This window comes from Pseudomonas sp. PS01300, from assembly GCF_029960155.1.
In the GTDB taxonomy this organism is placed as follows: Bacteria; Pseudomonadota; Gammaproteobacteria; order Pseudomonadales; family Pseudomonadaceae; genus Aquipseudomonas; species Aquipseudomonas palmensis.
In genome coordinates, this window is record NZ_JASCPN010000057.1 from 1 (window position 1) to 14,532 (window position 14,532).

The 14,532-nt window shown below is 66.8% G+C and carries 12 protein-coding genes and 1 pseudogene; 10 read left to right on the forward strand and 3 right to left on the reverse strand.

Going from position 1 to position 14,532, the window contains the following annotated elements:
• Nucleotides 1–294: pseudogene (locus QMX96_RS21510) on the reverse strand (amidohydrolase family protein); the annotation flags it as partial.
• 347 nt (nucleotides 295–641) lie between these two features.
• Here QMX96_RS21510 and QMX96_RS21515 point away from each other — a divergent pair.
• From QMX96_RS21515 to QMX96_RS21525, 3 genes are all read left to right on the forward strand, one after another.
• Complete coding sequence (locus QMX96_RS21515) at nucleotides 642–2,129, forward strand: NCS1 family nucleobase:cation symporter-1 (protein ID WP_043863977.1); 1,488 nt, start codon at nucleotides 642–644, stop codon at nucleotides 2,127–2,129.
• A gap of 39 nt (nucleotides 2,130–2,168) precedes the next feature.
• On the forward strand, nucleotides 2,169–3,449 hold the full coding sequence (locus QMX96_RS21520) for a Zn-dependent hydrolase (protein ID WP_043863976.1): 1,281 nt from the start codon (nucleotides 2,169–2,171) through the stop codon (nucleotides 3,447–3,449).
• A 265-nt stretch (nucleotides 3,450–3,714) separates the two neighbouring features.
• Nucleotides 3,715–4,422, forward strand: a complete 708-nt coding sequence (locus tag QMX96_RS21525) for a YebC/PmpR family DNA-binding transcriptional regulator (RefSeq protein ID WP_043863975.1) — start codon at nucleotides 3,715–3,717, stop codon at nucleotides 4,420–4,422.
• A 28-nt stretch (nucleotides 4,423–4,450) separates the two neighbouring features.
• Here QMX96_RS21525 and QMX96_RS21530 read toward each other — a convergent pair whose 3' ends face one another.
• Entirely contained in the window at nucleotides 4,451–5,758 is a 1,308-nt protein-coding gene (locus QMX96_RS21530) for a leucine-rich repeat-containing protein kinase family protein (RefSeq protein ID WP_282362365.1), read from the reverse strand.
• A 129-nt stretch (nucleotides 5,759–5,887) separates the two neighbouring features.
• Between QMX96_RS21530 and QMX96_RS21535 the strand changes: the two genes are divergently transcribed.
• Entirely contained in the window at nucleotides 5,888–7,777 is a 1,890-nt protein-coding gene (locus QMX96_RS21535; RefSeq protein WP_078481714.1) for a propionyl-CoA synthetase, read from the forward strand.
• A 3-nt stretch (nucleotides 7,778–7,780) separates the two neighbouring features.
• Here the strand turns inward: QMX96_RS21535 and zapE are convergent, their stop codons facing one another.
• Nucleotides 7,781–8,854 carry a cell division protein ZapE gene (zapE, locus tag QMX96_RS21540; protein WP_253086962.1) on the reverse strand — a complete coding sequence of 358 codons (1,074 nt, stop codon included), beginning with the start codon at nucleotides 8,852–8,854 and terminating at the stop codon, nucleotides 7,781–7,783.
• Between the two features lie 260 nt (nucleotides 8,855–9,114).
• Between zapE and QMX96_RS21545 the strand changes: the two genes are divergently transcribed.
• From QMX96_RS21545 to QMX96_RS21570, 6 genes are all read left to right on the forward strand, one after another.
• The gene (locus QMX96_RS21545; protein ID WP_282362366.1) at nucleotides 9,115–9,642 is read left to right on the forward strand and encodes a spore coat U domain-containing protein; all 528 of its coding nucleotides are present in this window, start codon (nucleotides 9,115–9,117) and stop codon (nucleotides 9,640–9,642) included.
• A 28-nt stretch (nucleotides 9,643–9,670) separates the two neighbouring features.
• The gene (locus QMX96_RS21550; protein ID WP_043863971.1) at nucleotides 9,671–10,204 is read left to right on the forward strand and encodes a spore coat U domain-containing protein; all 534 of its coding nucleotides are present in this window, start codon (nucleotides 9,671–9,673) and stop codon (nucleotides 10,202–10,204) included.
• Nucleotides 10,205–10,220: 16 nt separating this feature from the next.
• On the forward strand, nucleotides 10,221–10,754 hold the full coding sequence (locus QMX96_RS21555; RefSeq protein ID WP_043863970.1) for a spore coat U domain-containing protein: 534 nt from the start codon (nucleotides 10,221–10,223) through the stop codon (nucleotides 10,752–10,754).
• 3 nt (nucleotides 10,755–10,757) lie between these two features.
• On the forward strand, nucleotides 10,758–11,255 hold the full coding sequence (locus QMX96_RS21560; RefSeq protein WP_043863969.1) for a spore coat U domain-containing protein: 498 nt from the start codon (nucleotides 10,758–10,760) through the stop codon (nucleotides 11,253–11,255).
• A 45-nt stretch (nucleotides 11,256–11,300) separates the two neighbouring features.
• Complete coding sequence (locus QMX96_RS21565) at nucleotides 11,301–12,086, forward strand: molecular chaperone (RefSeq protein ID WP_088515120.1); 786 nt, start codon at nucleotides 11,301–11,303, stop codon at nucleotides 12,084–12,086.
• A 102-nt stretch (nucleotides 12,087–12,188) separates the two neighbouring features.
• Nucleotides 12,189–14,495 (forward strand): fimbria/pilus outer membrane usher protein, encoded by a 2,307-nt coding sequence (locus QMX96_RS21570; protein WP_282362379.1) that lies wholly within the window; start codon nucleotides 12,189–12,191, stop codon nucleotides 14,493–14,495.
• Nucleotides 14,496–14,532 lie beyond the last annotated feature (37 nt).

Below are 14,532 nucleotides of genomic sequence, written 5' to 3' on the forward strand. Positions count from 1 at the left end.
GGGGTTGGGGATCACGAAGTCGATGATCGAGGTGGTGCCGCCGGCCAGGCCGGCGGCGGTGCCGGTGTAGAAGTCCTCGCTGGCCACCGTGCCCATGAAGGGCAGCTGCATGTGGGTGTGGGGGTCGATGCCGCCGGGCATCAGGTACTGCCCGCTGCCATCGAGCACGGTACAGCCGGCGGGGACGTCGAGGTTGTGGCCGATGGCCTGGATCAGGCCGTCTGCGCAGTACACGTCGGCCGGGTAACTCTCGTCATGGGTAATCAGGGTGGCGCCACGAATCAAAAGCGTCATCACGAAGCTCCTCGCAGGCTTGACCGGTTGCTACCGGCTCTAGATTTTTGTCGTGATCGGCGCCGGAGTAATCCTGTCATCGCCGTCAAGAATTGAATCTAGTTGGCGATCCGGGATTGGGCAAGATTATTTTTTATATGCTTATTCTGTTTTCAACTTATTGAAAAATAAGGATAAAACCTCTTTTTACGGGTTGGGAAAGGTTTCTGGCGAGTCCTGTCTTGCTTGACAGGATGCGTAAATGGTCAAGATTTCTCAGATCACCTGACCGTGATTGCCTTACCTGCACGCGCAAGACTCCGGCGCCTCATCGCGAGGTGCACATAACCAGAAAAGTGGAGCGGCCAATGCACCAGACCCGATCGCAAGTGAGCGAGCGTGACGGCTTGTTCGAGCTCGACGCCGGCACCGACGTCCTCGACAGCCCTCGCTACAACCATGACATCGCCCCGACCAAGGTGGGGCAGCGCACCTGGAACAAATGGCACATCACCGCACTGTGGGTCGGCATGTCGATCTGCGTGCCCACCTACACCCTGGGCGGGGTGCTCACGGCGTATTTCGGCCTGACGGTGGGCGAGGCGCTGCTGGCGATCCTGCTGGCCAACACCATCGTGCTCATCCCGCTGACGCTCAATGCCTTCCCCGGCACCAAGTACGGCATCCCGTTCCCGGTGCTGCTGCGCTCCTCGTTCGGCATCATCGGCTCCAACGTGCCGTGCCTGATCCGCGCGCTGGTGGCGTGCGGCTGGTTCGGTATCCAGACGATGTTCGGCGGGCTGGCCATCCACCTCTTCCTGGGCTCGTTCTGGCCGGAATGGAAGGCGCTGGGCGGCACCGGCGAGGTCATCGGCTTCATGCTGTTCTGGTGCCTCAACCTGTGGGTGGTGCTGCGCGGCGCCGAGTCGATCAAGTGGCTCGAAACCCTGTCGGCACCGCTGCTGGTGCTGGTGGGTGCCGGGCTTCTGGTGTGGGCGCTGCCCAACGTGTCGTTCAGCGAACTGCTGGCGCAGCCGCCCAAACGCCCCGAAGGCGCCAGCGTGACCGGCTACTTCTTCGCCGGGCTGACCGCCATGGTGGGTTTCTGGGCCACGCTGTCGCTGAACATCCCGGACTTCAGCCGCTATGCCCGAAGCCAGAAGGACCAGATCCTGGGGCAGATCTTCGGCCTGCCGCTGACCATGTTCCTGTTTGCCGCGCTGGGGGTGGTGCTGACCGCTGCCTCGGCCTCGCTGGTGGGCGAGACGGTGTCCGACCCGGTGAGCCTGATCGGGCATATCCAGAGCCCGCTGTGGGTGGCGTTGGCCATGGCGCTGATCATCATCGCCACACTGTCGACCAACACCGCGGCCAACATCGTTTCGCCCACCAACGACTTCCAGAACCTGGCGCCCAAGTGGATCGGGCGTACCACCGCTGTGCTGCTGACCGGGCTGGTGGGCCTGCTGCTGATGGCCCATGAGCTGCTCAAGAAGCTCGGCCTGATCGTCTCGGACGTGAGCCTGGAGTCGGTGTATTCCAACTGGCTGCTGGGCTATTCCAGCCTGCTGGGGCCGATTGCCGGGATCATGGTGGTGGACTACTTCCTGCTGCGCAAGCAGACCCTCGACCTTGCCGGGCTGTACCGCGACGACGTGTACCCGGCCTGGAACGCGACCGGCTTCATCGCCTTTGGCGTGCCGGTGGTGCTGACCCTGTTGTCGCTGCACAGCCCGGCGTTCAGCTGGTTCTACGACTTCGGCTGGTTCACCGGCTCGGCGCTGGGCGGGGTGATCTACTACGCCCTGGGCAGCCTGAAGGGCGCGCGTGCCACCAGCCTCAAACCCACCGTGTAACCCCACGGCCCGCAGAGGCCGGCCAAGCAGGAGATGCTCATGCAAACCGCTAAGGACGTTCTGCAAAGTACCCAGGCCCACATCGATGGCCAGCGCCTGTGGCAGTCGCTGATGGAGCTGGCGCAACTGGGTGCCACCGCCAAAGGCGGCGTATGCCGCCTGGCCCTGACCGACCTGGACCGCCAGGCCCGCGACCTGTTCGTGCAATGGACCGAGGCTGCCGGCTGCACCGTCAGCGTGGATGGGGTGGGCAACATCTTTGCCCGCCGGCCCGGGCGCAACCCGCAACTGCCACCGGTGATGACCGGCAGCCACATCGACACCCAGCCCACCGGCGGCAAGTTCGATGGCTGCTTCGGGGTGCTGGCCGGGCTGGAAGTTCTTCGTACACTCAATGACTTGCAGATAGAAACTGAGGCGCCACTTGAGGTTGTGGTGTGGACCAACGAGGAGGGCTCGCGGTTCGCGCCGTGCATGATGGGCTCGGGCGTGTTCGCCGAGAAGTTCACCCTTCAGGAGACGCTGGCCAAGCGCGATGCCCAGGGCGTGAGCGTGGGCGAGGCGCTGAATGCGATCGGCTACGCCGGTACCCGCGCGGTCAGTGGGCACCCGGTTGGCGCCTATTTCGAGGCGCATATCGAGCAGGGGCCGATCCTGGAGGACCAGCGCAAGACCATCGGCGTGGTGCTCGGCGCGCTGGGGCAGAAATGGTTCGACCTCACCCTGCGCGGTGTCGAGGCCCACGCCGGGCCGACCCCGATGCACCTGCGCAAGGACGCCCTGGTAGGCGCCAGTGCGGTGGTGGCGGCGGTCAATCGCGTGGCTCTGGAGCATCAGCCCCATGCGTGCGGCACGGTGGGCTGCCTGCAGGCGTACCCGGGCTCGCGCAACGTGATCCCCGGCGAGGTGCGCATGACCCTGGACTTTCGTCACCTGGAGCCGGCGCGGCTGGACTCGATGATCGCCCAGGTGCAGGAGGTGATCGCCGCGACCGCGCAGCAGCACGGGCTGACCTACACGCTGACGCCCACCGCGGACTTCCCGCCGCTGTACTTCGACAAGGGCTGCGTGGAGGCGGTGCGCAGCGCGGCGCAGGGGCTGGGCATGTCGCACATGGACATCGTCAGCGGGGCCGGGCACGACGCGATCTTCCTGGCCGAACTGGGCCCGGCCGGGATGATCTTCGTGCCGTGCGAGGGCGGCATCAGCCATAACGAAATCGAGAATGCCGACCCCAAGGACCTGGCGGCTGGGTGCGCCGTGCTGCTCAGGGCGATGCTGGCGGCGGCGCAGGCGGTGGCGCAGCGTGAAGCTGCTTAACTGCATGAAGTTGTTGGCTTATCTGATTGATATATATGAAATAAAAATCACAACTTAAAGTGGTTTCTAGGTTGTGGATGCTGGCCTCTTCGCCGGCAAGGCCGGCTCCTGCAACGCCAGTAGGAGCCGGCCCTGCCGGCGAAGGGTTCACCAGGCCCGGCAACAGCCCAGCGTTTTTTTGTCGATTGCCCGGCGCAGCCTGTATAAACTGCACGCCACCTTGCTGGTCGCTACCTGAACCGGCAGCTGAAACAAGAGAGTCGAGATGGGCGCACAGTGGAAAGCCAAGCATAGAGAAGTAGCAGCCAACGCCAAGGGCAAGATCATGGGCAAGCTGTCCAAGGAGATCCAGATCGCGGCCAAGGCCGGTGCCGACCCGGACATGAACCCGCGCCTGCGCCTGGCCGTGGAACAGGCCAAGAAGGCCTCGATGACCAAAGAGACCCTGGAACGCGCCATCCGCAAGGGCGCGGGCCTGGATGGCGACGCGGTGCAGTACCACCACGTTACCTACGAAGGCTTCGCCCCGCATCAGGTGCCGTTGATCGTCGAATGCCTGACCGACAACGTCAACCGCACCGTGGCGCAGATTCGCGTGCTGTTCCGCAAGGGCCAGCTGGGCGCTTCGGGTTCGGTGGCCTGGGACTTCAACCATGTCGGCCTGATCGAAGCCAGCCCTGAAACCCCTGATGCCGACCCGGAAATGGCCGCCATCGAAGCCGGTGCACAAGACTTCGCGGAAGGTGAAGAAGAGGGCTCGACCCTGTTCATCACCGACACCACCGACCTGGACGCGGTACAGAAGGCCTTGCCGCAACAGGGCTTCAAGGTGATCTCGGCCAAGATCGGCTACACCCCCAAGAACCCGGTCAGCGGGCTCAGCGACGAGCACATGGCTGAAGTCGAGGCATTCCTGGAAGCCATCGACGACAACGACGACGTGCAGAACGTGTACGTCGGCCTGGCGGGCTGATAACCCACTTCGCCGGCAAGGCCTGCTCCTACGCCTCTTGCAGGAGCCGGCCTTGCCGGCGGAGCACCCGTTCAACCTGCGCAAAATCCGGCCTTGCCAGCACCTGCGGCTGAACACAGCTCGCCTGCAAGTCCGCCAGTTCCTCTGACGCCTCCCCGCAACACGCCAGCAGTTCCCCCAGCAACACCCCGAACGCCCGCACCTCGATACGCTGCAATGCGTCTGCTGCAACACTGCCATCCTGCGCAAAGAACGATGCCGCGCCAAAGTCCCCGAGCACCGCGTTGCCCTGTGCATCGCACAGGATGTTGTGCGCGTACAGGTCGCCGTGGGTGATGCCGCGCTGGTGCAGGTGCGCCGCGACCGACGCGATGGCCGTCGCCAGCCGGGTTGCGGCTTGCAGGTCAAGGCACAGGTCAGGCGGGTAGACGTCTCGGGTGCAGGTTTGCAGGCTGGGCGGCCCGGCCAGGGCAGACAGGTGGGTGCCCACCAGCGCCATCAGCAACCCCGGCACCTGGTGCGGGTGGTTGGCTACCTGCCCCAGCAGCGGGATCAGGTTCGGGTGGGCGCCAGCTGCCACGCACGCCTGCATTTCGTTGAGCGGCGAGCCATCGCTGGTCATCTGGCCCTTGTACAGCTTGAGCGCCGCCTTTCGGCCCGCCACCTGCACGCGGTGAATCACCCCGGAGGCGCCCTGGCCCAGCACCTCGCCCAGCTCTAGGGCGTGCCAGTCGATGGCGTCGCACCGGCCCGGCGCCTGCGGGGCCGCAAGGCCCTGGGGCAAGGGGTTGCCGGCATACGCCAGCCACGCCAGGCGGGGCATCGTCAGCAGCCACTGGGGCAGTTCGCTCAACAGGTTGGCCGACACCCGCAGCAGTTCGAGCCGCTGGCACCGCGCAAGGCTGGCCGGCAGGGCGCACAGGCGGTTGCCCGCCAGCATCAGCTTTTGCAGCTGCTGGCAGTCGCCCAGTGCGTCGGGCAACTGTTCAAGGCAATTCTCGGTCAGCACCAGTGCCCGCAGGTTGGGGCCCAATGCGGCGGCCGGCAGGTGCGTGATGCGGTTGTTGCGCAACCCGACCATTTCCAGGCGCAGGCACTGGCCTACGCTGGCCGGCACCTCGGTGAACCGGTTGTGGGAGCAGAACAGCACCTTGAGCCGGTGCAGCCGGCCCAGGTCATGGGGCAGGCTGCTCAACGCATTGTCGCTCAGGTTGAGCACTTCGAGGCTGTCGGCCAGTTCGAAGATCTCATCCGGGAACTGCGTGAGCCCGCAGCTCAGGTCGAGGCGGGTGGCACCTGCCAGGCGGCCGCGCCTGAGGTCGTCGAGGGTGTGCATGAAGGGGCTGCAATGGCAATGAAGACGGCGGCGATGATACCCGACTTAAGTACCATGGCAGGCGCGCAATTGGCGTCCATACTCGATATTCGCCCTTTTAATAACAACAAAGTTCAGGGTTACCGATCGATGACTTACCAGCACAGCTACGACCGCTCCATTGCCGACCCCGCCGCGTTCTGGGCCGAACAGGCTGACCACCTGGCCTGGTACCGCAAGCCTGCGCAGACCCTTGTGGCCAACCCCGACGGCACCCACCAGTGGTTCGCCGACGGGCAGCTCAACAGCTGCTACCTGGCCCTCGACCACCAGATCGAGCAGGGCCGTGGCGAACAGACCGCACTGATCTACGACTCGCCCGTCACCGACACCCGCCAGACCTTCACCTTCGTGCAACTGCGCGACGAGGTGGCGCGCCTGGCCGGCCTGTTGCGCGAGCTGGGGGTGAAGCAGGGCGATGGGGTGATCATCTACATGCCGATGGTGCCGCAGGCGGCCATGGCAATGCTGGCCTGCGCCCGCATCGGCGCGGTGCATTCGGTGGTGTTCGGTGGCTTTGCCGCCAACGAGCTGGCCCTGCGCATCGACGATGCGCGGCCTGCGTTGCTGCTCACCGCCTCCTGCGGGCTGGAGTTCGACCGCGTCATCGAATACAAGCCGCTGGTGGACAAGGCCCTGCAACTGGCCACCCACCAGCCGCGCCAGGTGCTGGTGCTGCAGCGCCCGCAGGCCCGCGCGGAGCTGCGCGAAGGCCGCGATCTGGACTGGCAGGCGGCAGTGGCTGCGGCCAGCCCGGTGCCACCGGTGGCCTTGGCCGCAGGCGACCCGCTGTACATCATGTACACCTCCGGCACCACCGGCAAACCCAAGGGCATCGTGCGTGAGAACGGCGGCAACGCCGTGGCGCTGCGCTTTGCCCTGCGCCATATCTACGGCATGCAGCCGGGGGATGTGTGGTGGGGCATCTCTGACGTGGGCTGGGTGGTGGGGCACTCGCTGATCGTCTACGGGCCGCTGATGAACGGCTGCACCACGGTGTTCTACGAGGGCAAGCCGATCCGCACCCCGGACGCTGCCGCCTACTGGCGCGTGGTGGAGCAGTACCGGGTCAACGGGCTGTTCTGCGCACCCACGGCCATGCGCGCAATCCGCAAGGAAGACCCGCAGGGCGAGCTGTTCAAGCGCCATGACCTGAGCTCGCTGCGCCAGATCTTCCTGGCCGGGGAAAAACTCGACTCCAGCACCCATCAATGGCTGGAGGCGGCCAGCGGCAAGGCCGTGCACGACCACTGGTGGCAGACCGAAACCGGCTGGCCGGTGACCGCGCCCTGCGTCGGGCTGGAGGGTTGCGGGGTGCGTCCGGGTTCGAGCAACCGCGCCGTGCCGGGTTACCACGTGCGCGTGCTGGACGACGACGGGCACCTTCTGGGCCCCAACGAGCAGGGTGCCATCGTGATCGCACTGCCGCTGCCGCCCGGCTGCAGCCAGACGCTGTGGGGCGACCATGCGCGCTACCTGCAGGCCTACCTGCACAGCCACCCCGGCTATTACCACACCGGCGATGGCGGCTACCTCGACGAGGACGGTTTCGTCTACATCATGGGGCGCACCGATGACGTGATCAACGTGTCCGGGCACCGGCTGTCCACCGGCGAGATGGAAGACCTGGTGGCGCGCCACCCGGCGATTGCCGAGTGCGCGGTGGTGGGGGTGCGCGACGAAATCAAGGGCCAGGTGCCGTTGGGCCTGGTGGTGCTCAAGGACGGGGTCAGCCTGAGCGAGCAGCAGTTGCAGGCCGAACTGGTGGCCAGCGTGCGCGAGCAGATCGGCGCGCTGGCCTGCTTCAACCAGGTGCGGGTGGTCAAGCGCCTGCCCAAGACCCGCTCGGGCAAGATTTTGCGGGCGGTGCTGCGCAAGATCGCCGACCACCAGCCCTACACCCCGCCCTCGACCCTGGACGACCCGGCCGTGCTGGCCGAGATCGAAGGGGTGCTGGCCAGCCTGGCGCGGGCCAGCTGAGGGTCAACCCGGGCAGGCCACCGGGCCCAGCACATTGAGCTGGCCCAGCCGGCTGCGGGTGCGGGCCAGGTCGATGGCGCTGCCGCCCAGGCTTTCGCACAGCGAGGCCTGGCCGACCAGCACCAGATGCTTGTCCTGGTCATACAGCACGTCCACCAGGTTGATGAAGCGCTGCTGCGCCGCCATCGAGCACTGCGCCAGGTCCGGCAGGTGCTCGATCACCCAGTGGTCGTAGCGGCGCGCCAGCTCCAGGTAGTCCATCACCGCCGTGGGTTGCTCGCAGATCGCCTCGAAGCTGAAGCCTACCGCGCGCTCCTGGCTGAACAGGGCGTGCAGCGAGCGCTTGCCCACCTGCAGCCTTACCGGCGCGCCGGCGTGATCCAGGCCGGCGGCATGGCGCTGCGCCGGGCTGCCGGGCCAGAGGTAGTGACCCTGGGTGAAGCGCTGCTGGCTGCCGGAGGCCGGGTGGCTGCGGTAGTCCTGCTCGCCACCCACTTCAAGCACCTGCATGTGCGCCTCGATCAGGCGGATCACCGGTTCGAAGCGCTGGTGGTAGAGCGGGTTGGGCAGCAGCCCGGCAGGCGGGTAGTTGGAGGTCAGCAGCACGAACACGCGGCGCTCGAACAGCGCCTTGAACAGGCCGGTGATGAGCATCGCGTCGCCGATGTCGTGCACGTGGAACTCGTCGAAGCACAGCACCTGGCAGCCTTGCAGCAGCTCGTCCAGGGTCGCGCCCAGCGCATCGTCCTGCTGGCGATGGCGGAACATGCCCTCGTGCAACTGGGCGAAGAAATCGTGAAAGTGCAGGCGGCGCTTGTGCGGATGCTCCAGTGACTGGAAGAAGCCGTCCAGCAGCCAGCTCTTGCCCCGTCCCACCGCCCCGTACAGGTACAGGCTGCGCGCCGTGCCGTCAGCCAGGTGCGCGGCCTGCTCGGCCATGCAGGCGATCACCCGCTGCTGGCCGTGGCTCAAGGTATAGCCCTGCTCATCGGCCTTTCGTCGGAAGAATTCATCGACTTCAACAGCCGCCAGGCGCTTGGCCGGCGGGTGTGCACGGGCAGCCAGGCGCTGGCGCAGGGCGCGCAGCGGCGAACGGATCCAGGACGGCGGTAAGGCGGTCAATCTCAGGCTCCTTGGGGGTGCCGGGCACAGGGGCCGGCTGAGTGGGCGGCGCTAATGTACCGAATAGGGGGTTGGGCTGCCAGTCATGTCGTGCCTGGCAGGTCATGTAGGAAGGTTCTTATACGCGGCCTATACATTTCCGAGCTTGCTGGCAGGTTTTTCTTCGGCTGCTACCCTCTGGAACAGATGGATCCTGCATTGCAAGGAGGGTAACGGTGAAGGGACGCTCTCTGGCTGCGCTGCTCGGGCTGGTTGTCGCAGACGCTGCCGCCGCCGCAGATTTTCTGGTGGAAGTTCGCGTGGATGTACAGCGCGGTTGCCAGCTGGTGTACCAGACCCGCGATGCCGGCGCCCAGGCCCAGGGCCTGCTCGACTTCGGCCGTACCGCGCGCCTGGACGATCCGCAAGGCCCGCTGACCGGCGCCTTGCTGCAACAACGCCCCCCACGTCTGGAATGCAACCCCGATACGCTGTACCAGGTAAAGGTCGATGGCGGCCAGCATGGCGGCGTCGGCGAGGTGCGCTACCTGGCCAGCGACACGCCACAGGCCCGTCCCATCCCGTACCGCCTCTACCAGGACCCGGCCTGGCGCACTCCGCTGGCGGTGAACATCGCCCAACACGCACGCGTACCCGACTCGGGGTCGGTGGAACTGCCGCTGTACGCCCGCATCGACACCCTGGCCCAGGTGCCCCGTGTCGGCCATTACTCGGACTTGCTCAAGGTGACCGTCACCTGGTGACCCTGTGCGTGCTAAAGGAACTGGCAGCATGAAGACATCGCAGATTCTGTTGATCAGCCTCGGGCCCTTGCTGTTGTGTCCGATGGCCAATGCCGCCCTCAGCGGGCATATCCAGGCACGCCTGGTGATCAGCGCAGCCTGCCAGATCAGCAATGTGCCGGACGACAGCCCGGCCGGTGGCGGCCTGGGCCTGCTGGACTTCGGCACCCAGGGGCCAAGCTGGGCCCGCCCGCTGAGCGCCAACCTCGACCAGACCGGCGGCAGCGGCACCCTCCAGGTCAGTTGCAACCCCTCGGTGCGGGCCTTCACGGTGAGCATCAATGGCGGCAGCAACGATGCCAACGGCGTGCGCCGCCTGCGCAACGGCAGCGAGCTCATCCCCTACCAGCTGGCGGCCGATCCAAGCGGTGCAGTGCGCTACGGCATCGGCCAACAGCGCAACTTCTCGATCAGCAGCGCTGCGCAAATCCCCATACCGATCTACGGCGCCGTGGTGGCACACCCCAGGGCGCTGCCGGCCGGCATCTACCGTGACACCCTGATGGTGACCCTGGACTGGTAACAACAAGGAGTGACTCATGCATCCCAACGTCTCACGCATACTCTTCGCCGGGCTTGGCCTGGCCCTTGCCAGCCAGGCCCAGGCGGCCACGGTCACGGGCAATATCAACGCCACCCTGACCCTGACCGCGGCCTGTCAGGTGAACGGTTCGACCGCCACCACCGGGGTCAACTTCGGTAACCTGGATTTCGGCTCGCAGATTGCCCTGTTCACCGAGGCCAGCGCCCAGGTGATCGGCACCGGTGGCGGCGGCGCCATCAGCGTGCTGTGCTCGCCCGGTGCCACGCCGGTGGTGAAGGTGGGCGCAGGCGCGCATGACGCGGCCACCACCGGTGGCAGCCGCGCGCTGGCCATGGGCACCAACTACGTGCCCTATGACTTCTATACCGATGCCGGGCACACCAATCTGCTGGCAATCAACGGCACCATCACCCTCGCCACCAGCACCGGGGTGGCGCAGACCGTCAACCTGTACGGCCGCGCCGTGGGCAAGCCGTCGCTGCCGCCAGGGGTGTACACCGACACGGTGGCGGTCGAGCTGAGCTTCTAGGTCATGCGCCGGTTGCTCGGTGGCCTTGCGGTGCTGGCCTGGGCAGTGCCCATGCCGCTGGATGCCGCGCTCACCAGCACGCTTCAGGTCAGCGCAACGATTGCGGCAGGTTGCCTGGTGGTGGGCGGCGCCAGCAACTACGGCACCCTGGACTTCGGCACCCGTCCGGCGCTCGGCGCCGCCAGCGTGAACACCCAGCTGGCAGGCACCACGGTGACCCTGCAATGCACGCCCGGGGTGGCCCTGAAGATGAGCGTCGACGGTGGCCTGAACAACAACGGGGTACGCAACCTCAAGCGCACCAGCGGTACCTCGCTGGTGGCCTATCAGTTGTACCGCGACGCGGCCTTGTCCCAGGTGCTGGGCATCGGTCAGCTCGTGGCGGTCAGTTACAGCGATCCGACGGCGATCAAGCTGCCGGTGTATGCGCAAGCCCAGTTACCCGGCGTGTTGCCGGCGGGCACCTACACCGACGTGGTGCAAGTGGTGTTGTCCTGGTGAGTGCGCTCCCGGGGTTGTATCGGAACAAGCCAAAGGAGAGGGTGCATGGCGCTGTACGCACGTGGATGGCAAGGGATGGGCAAGTGGCTGCTGGTGGGCGCCTTGCTCGCCGCAGGGGGCGCCCAGGCGGCGACATCGGTGTTGATCTGGCCGATCGACCCGGTGCTGGAGGCCGACCAGAAGGCTGGGGCGTTGTGGTTGGAAAACCGTGGCACCACCCCGGCGAACCTGCAGGTCAGGGTGTTCGCCTGGCGCCAGGACGGGTATGACGACCAGTTCCAGCCCCAGCGCGAGATCATCGGCAGCCCGCCGGTGGCGACCATCAAGCCGGGTGAGAAACAGCTGATTCGCCTGACCCGCACCGGCCAGTCGCCGGCCGGCCAGGAACAGGCCTACCGCATCATCATCGACGAAATCCCACCCGCCCTGCCGGCCAGCGATGCGCAGACTTCCCAGGCGCAGATCCGCTTCCAGATGCGCTACTCGGTGCCATTGTTCGTCTACGGCCAGGGGCTGTGGAGCAAGCCGGACGCCGAGGGCAAGCGTGATGCAGCGGGCGTGGGCACGCCGTTGCTGAGCTGGCGACAGGTATCGCAGCAGGGCAAGCCCTTCGTCGAGATCCGCAACGTGGGGCCGGTGCATGCGCGCCTCACCGATGTGGTGATGCAGCAGGGTGCCCAGAGCAAGCCGCTGGTCGACGGCTTGCTGGGTTATGTACTGCCCGGCGCGAGCATGCGCTGGCCGGCACCTGCAGCAGCCTCGGCGGCCAGTGTGCTCAAAGGGCGCGTCAACGGGGCCGAGCCGCCCCAGACCATCAACCAGGGCCACTGAGCCCGGCGCCTCAAGGGCGCATGAAGATGGAGCAGGGGCCAGGGAGGACCCGGACATGGTGGGACGGCGTGCGTGAGTACTTCTCTGGCCTGCACCCGCAGCATGACGCTGGCGGTGCTGCTGGCGGGCAGCGCGGTCGCAGGCGAACTGCCGCCACCCCCTGCGAGTATGGAGGCTGTCGCCGATGCGCCGTTGTACCTGGAACTGGTGGTCAACCAGATGAGCAGCGCTAGCGTGGTGCTGGTGCACCAGCGGGCCGGGCGCCTGTACATGGCCACCGACGACCTGCAGGCGGCGGGCGTGCAACTGCCCGGGCAGCCCGGCCCGGAACTGGCGCTGGACGCCATCGATGGCTTGCACAGCGAGTACGACAGCCAGAACCAGCGGCTGCTGGTGCAGGTGCCGGCGGCGTGGCTGCCCAACCAGCGCATCGGCGAGCGCTCGCTGGGGCCGGCCGGCGAGGCGTTGAGCAGTTTCGGCGCCTTGCTCAACTACGACGCCTACTTCAACGACACCGATGAGGGGGGCACCTACCTGGCGGCCTGGAACGAACTGCGGGTGTTCGACAGCTGGGGCACCTTCTCCACCACCGGGCAGTGGCGCCAGCGCCTCGGCGGGGCAGGCTACGAAGGCGCCCAGGAAGGTTTTCGGCGGTACGACACCACCTGGCGCTACACCGACGAGGCGCGCCTGCTGACCTTCGAGGCCGGCGATGTGCTGACCGGCGCCTTGCCCTGGACCAGCTCGGTGCGGGTGGGCGGGGTGCAGCTGTCGCGGGACTTTGCCGTGCGCCCGGACCTGGTGACCTACCCCTTGCCGGCCTTCGCCGGTGAAGCCGCGGTGCCCTCGTCGGTGGACCTGTTCATCAATGGCTACAAGAGCGCCAGTGCCGACCTGCAGCCAGGCCCCTACACCCTGACCAACGTGCCGTTCATCAACGGTGCCGGCGAGGCGGTGGTGGTGACCACCGACGCCCTTGGCCGGCAGGTCTCGACCACGTTGCCGTTCTACGTCACCAGCAGCCTGCTGCAACAGGGGCTGGCGGACTTCTCGGTGGCGGCCGGCGCCCTGCGCCGCGACTATGCCGTGCGCGACTTTGCCTACGGCCCCGGCGTTGCGGCGGGCAGCCTGCGCTATGGCCTGACCGACTACTTCACGCTGGAAAGCCATGCCGAGGCGGCCGGGTCCCTGGGCCTGGGCGGGCTGGGCGGCAACCTGCGGGTGGGCAACTTCGGCGTGCTCAACACGGCGCTGAGCCAGAGCCGCTTCGAAGGTCGCAGTGGCCAGCAGTTGAGCCTGGGCTACCAGTACAACAACCGCTGGCTGGGCTTCAACTACCAGCGCCTGGAGCGTCATGGCGACTACGCCGACCTGTCGCTGGTCGACAGCCCGTACATCCGCCTCAGCCAGCGCAGCGAGCAGGTCACCCTGAGCCTCAACCTGCAACGCTATGGCAGCCTGGGGGCGGGCTACTTCGACGTGCGCGCCGCCGACAACTCGCGCACGCGCCTGCTCAACCTCAGCTGGAGCAAGCCGCTGTGGGGCAACAGCAGCCTGTACCTGTCGGCCAACCGCGACCTGGACGACAGCCAGTGGGCGGTGCAGGCGCAGCTGGTGGTGCCCTTCGACCTGCACGGCACGCTGGCCCTGAGCCTGGAGCGCAACCAGCAGGGCGAGAACCTGCAGCGGGTCAACTACAGCCGCGCCGTACCCGCCCAGGGCGGCGTGGGGTTCAACCTGGGCTATGCCGGCGGCGACCGTGAAACCTACCGTCAGGCCGACCTGACCTGGCGCCTGCAATCGGTGCAGTTGCAGGCCGGGGTGTACGGCAGCAGCGACAACATGACCCGCTGGGCCGACGCCAGCGGCTCGGTGGTGCTGATGGACGCCGGGGTGTTCGCGGCCAATCGCATCGACGACGCCTTCGTGCTGGTCAGCACCGAAGGCTTTGCCGATGTGCCGGTGCGCTACGAGAACCAGGTGGTGGGGCACACCGACAGCCAGGGGCACCTGCTGGTGCCCTACGGCAGCGGCTACTACCGCGGCAAGTACGAGATCGACCCGCTGGAACTGCCCCCCGATGTGCGCTCGCCGAATGTGGAGCAGCGCGTGGCGGTAAGGCGCGGCGCCGGCTACCTGCTGGAATTTCCGTTGCGCCGGGTACTGGCCGCCAGCGTGGTGCTGGTGGATGCCGGCAACAACGAACTGGCCGTGGGCAGCCAGGTACGCCACGAGCAGAGCGGCGCGCTGGCGGTGGTGGGCTGGGATGGCCTGGTGTACCTGGAGGACCTGAGCGAACACAACAGCCTGGTGGTGCAACTGGCCGGAGGCGGCAGTTGCCGGGTGCAGTTCGAGCTCAAGGCGCAGGCCGACCAGGTGCCGCTGATCGGCCCGCTGGTGTGCCAGTGAAGCGCCGGCTGACGGGGCTGCTTGCGCTGCTGGCACT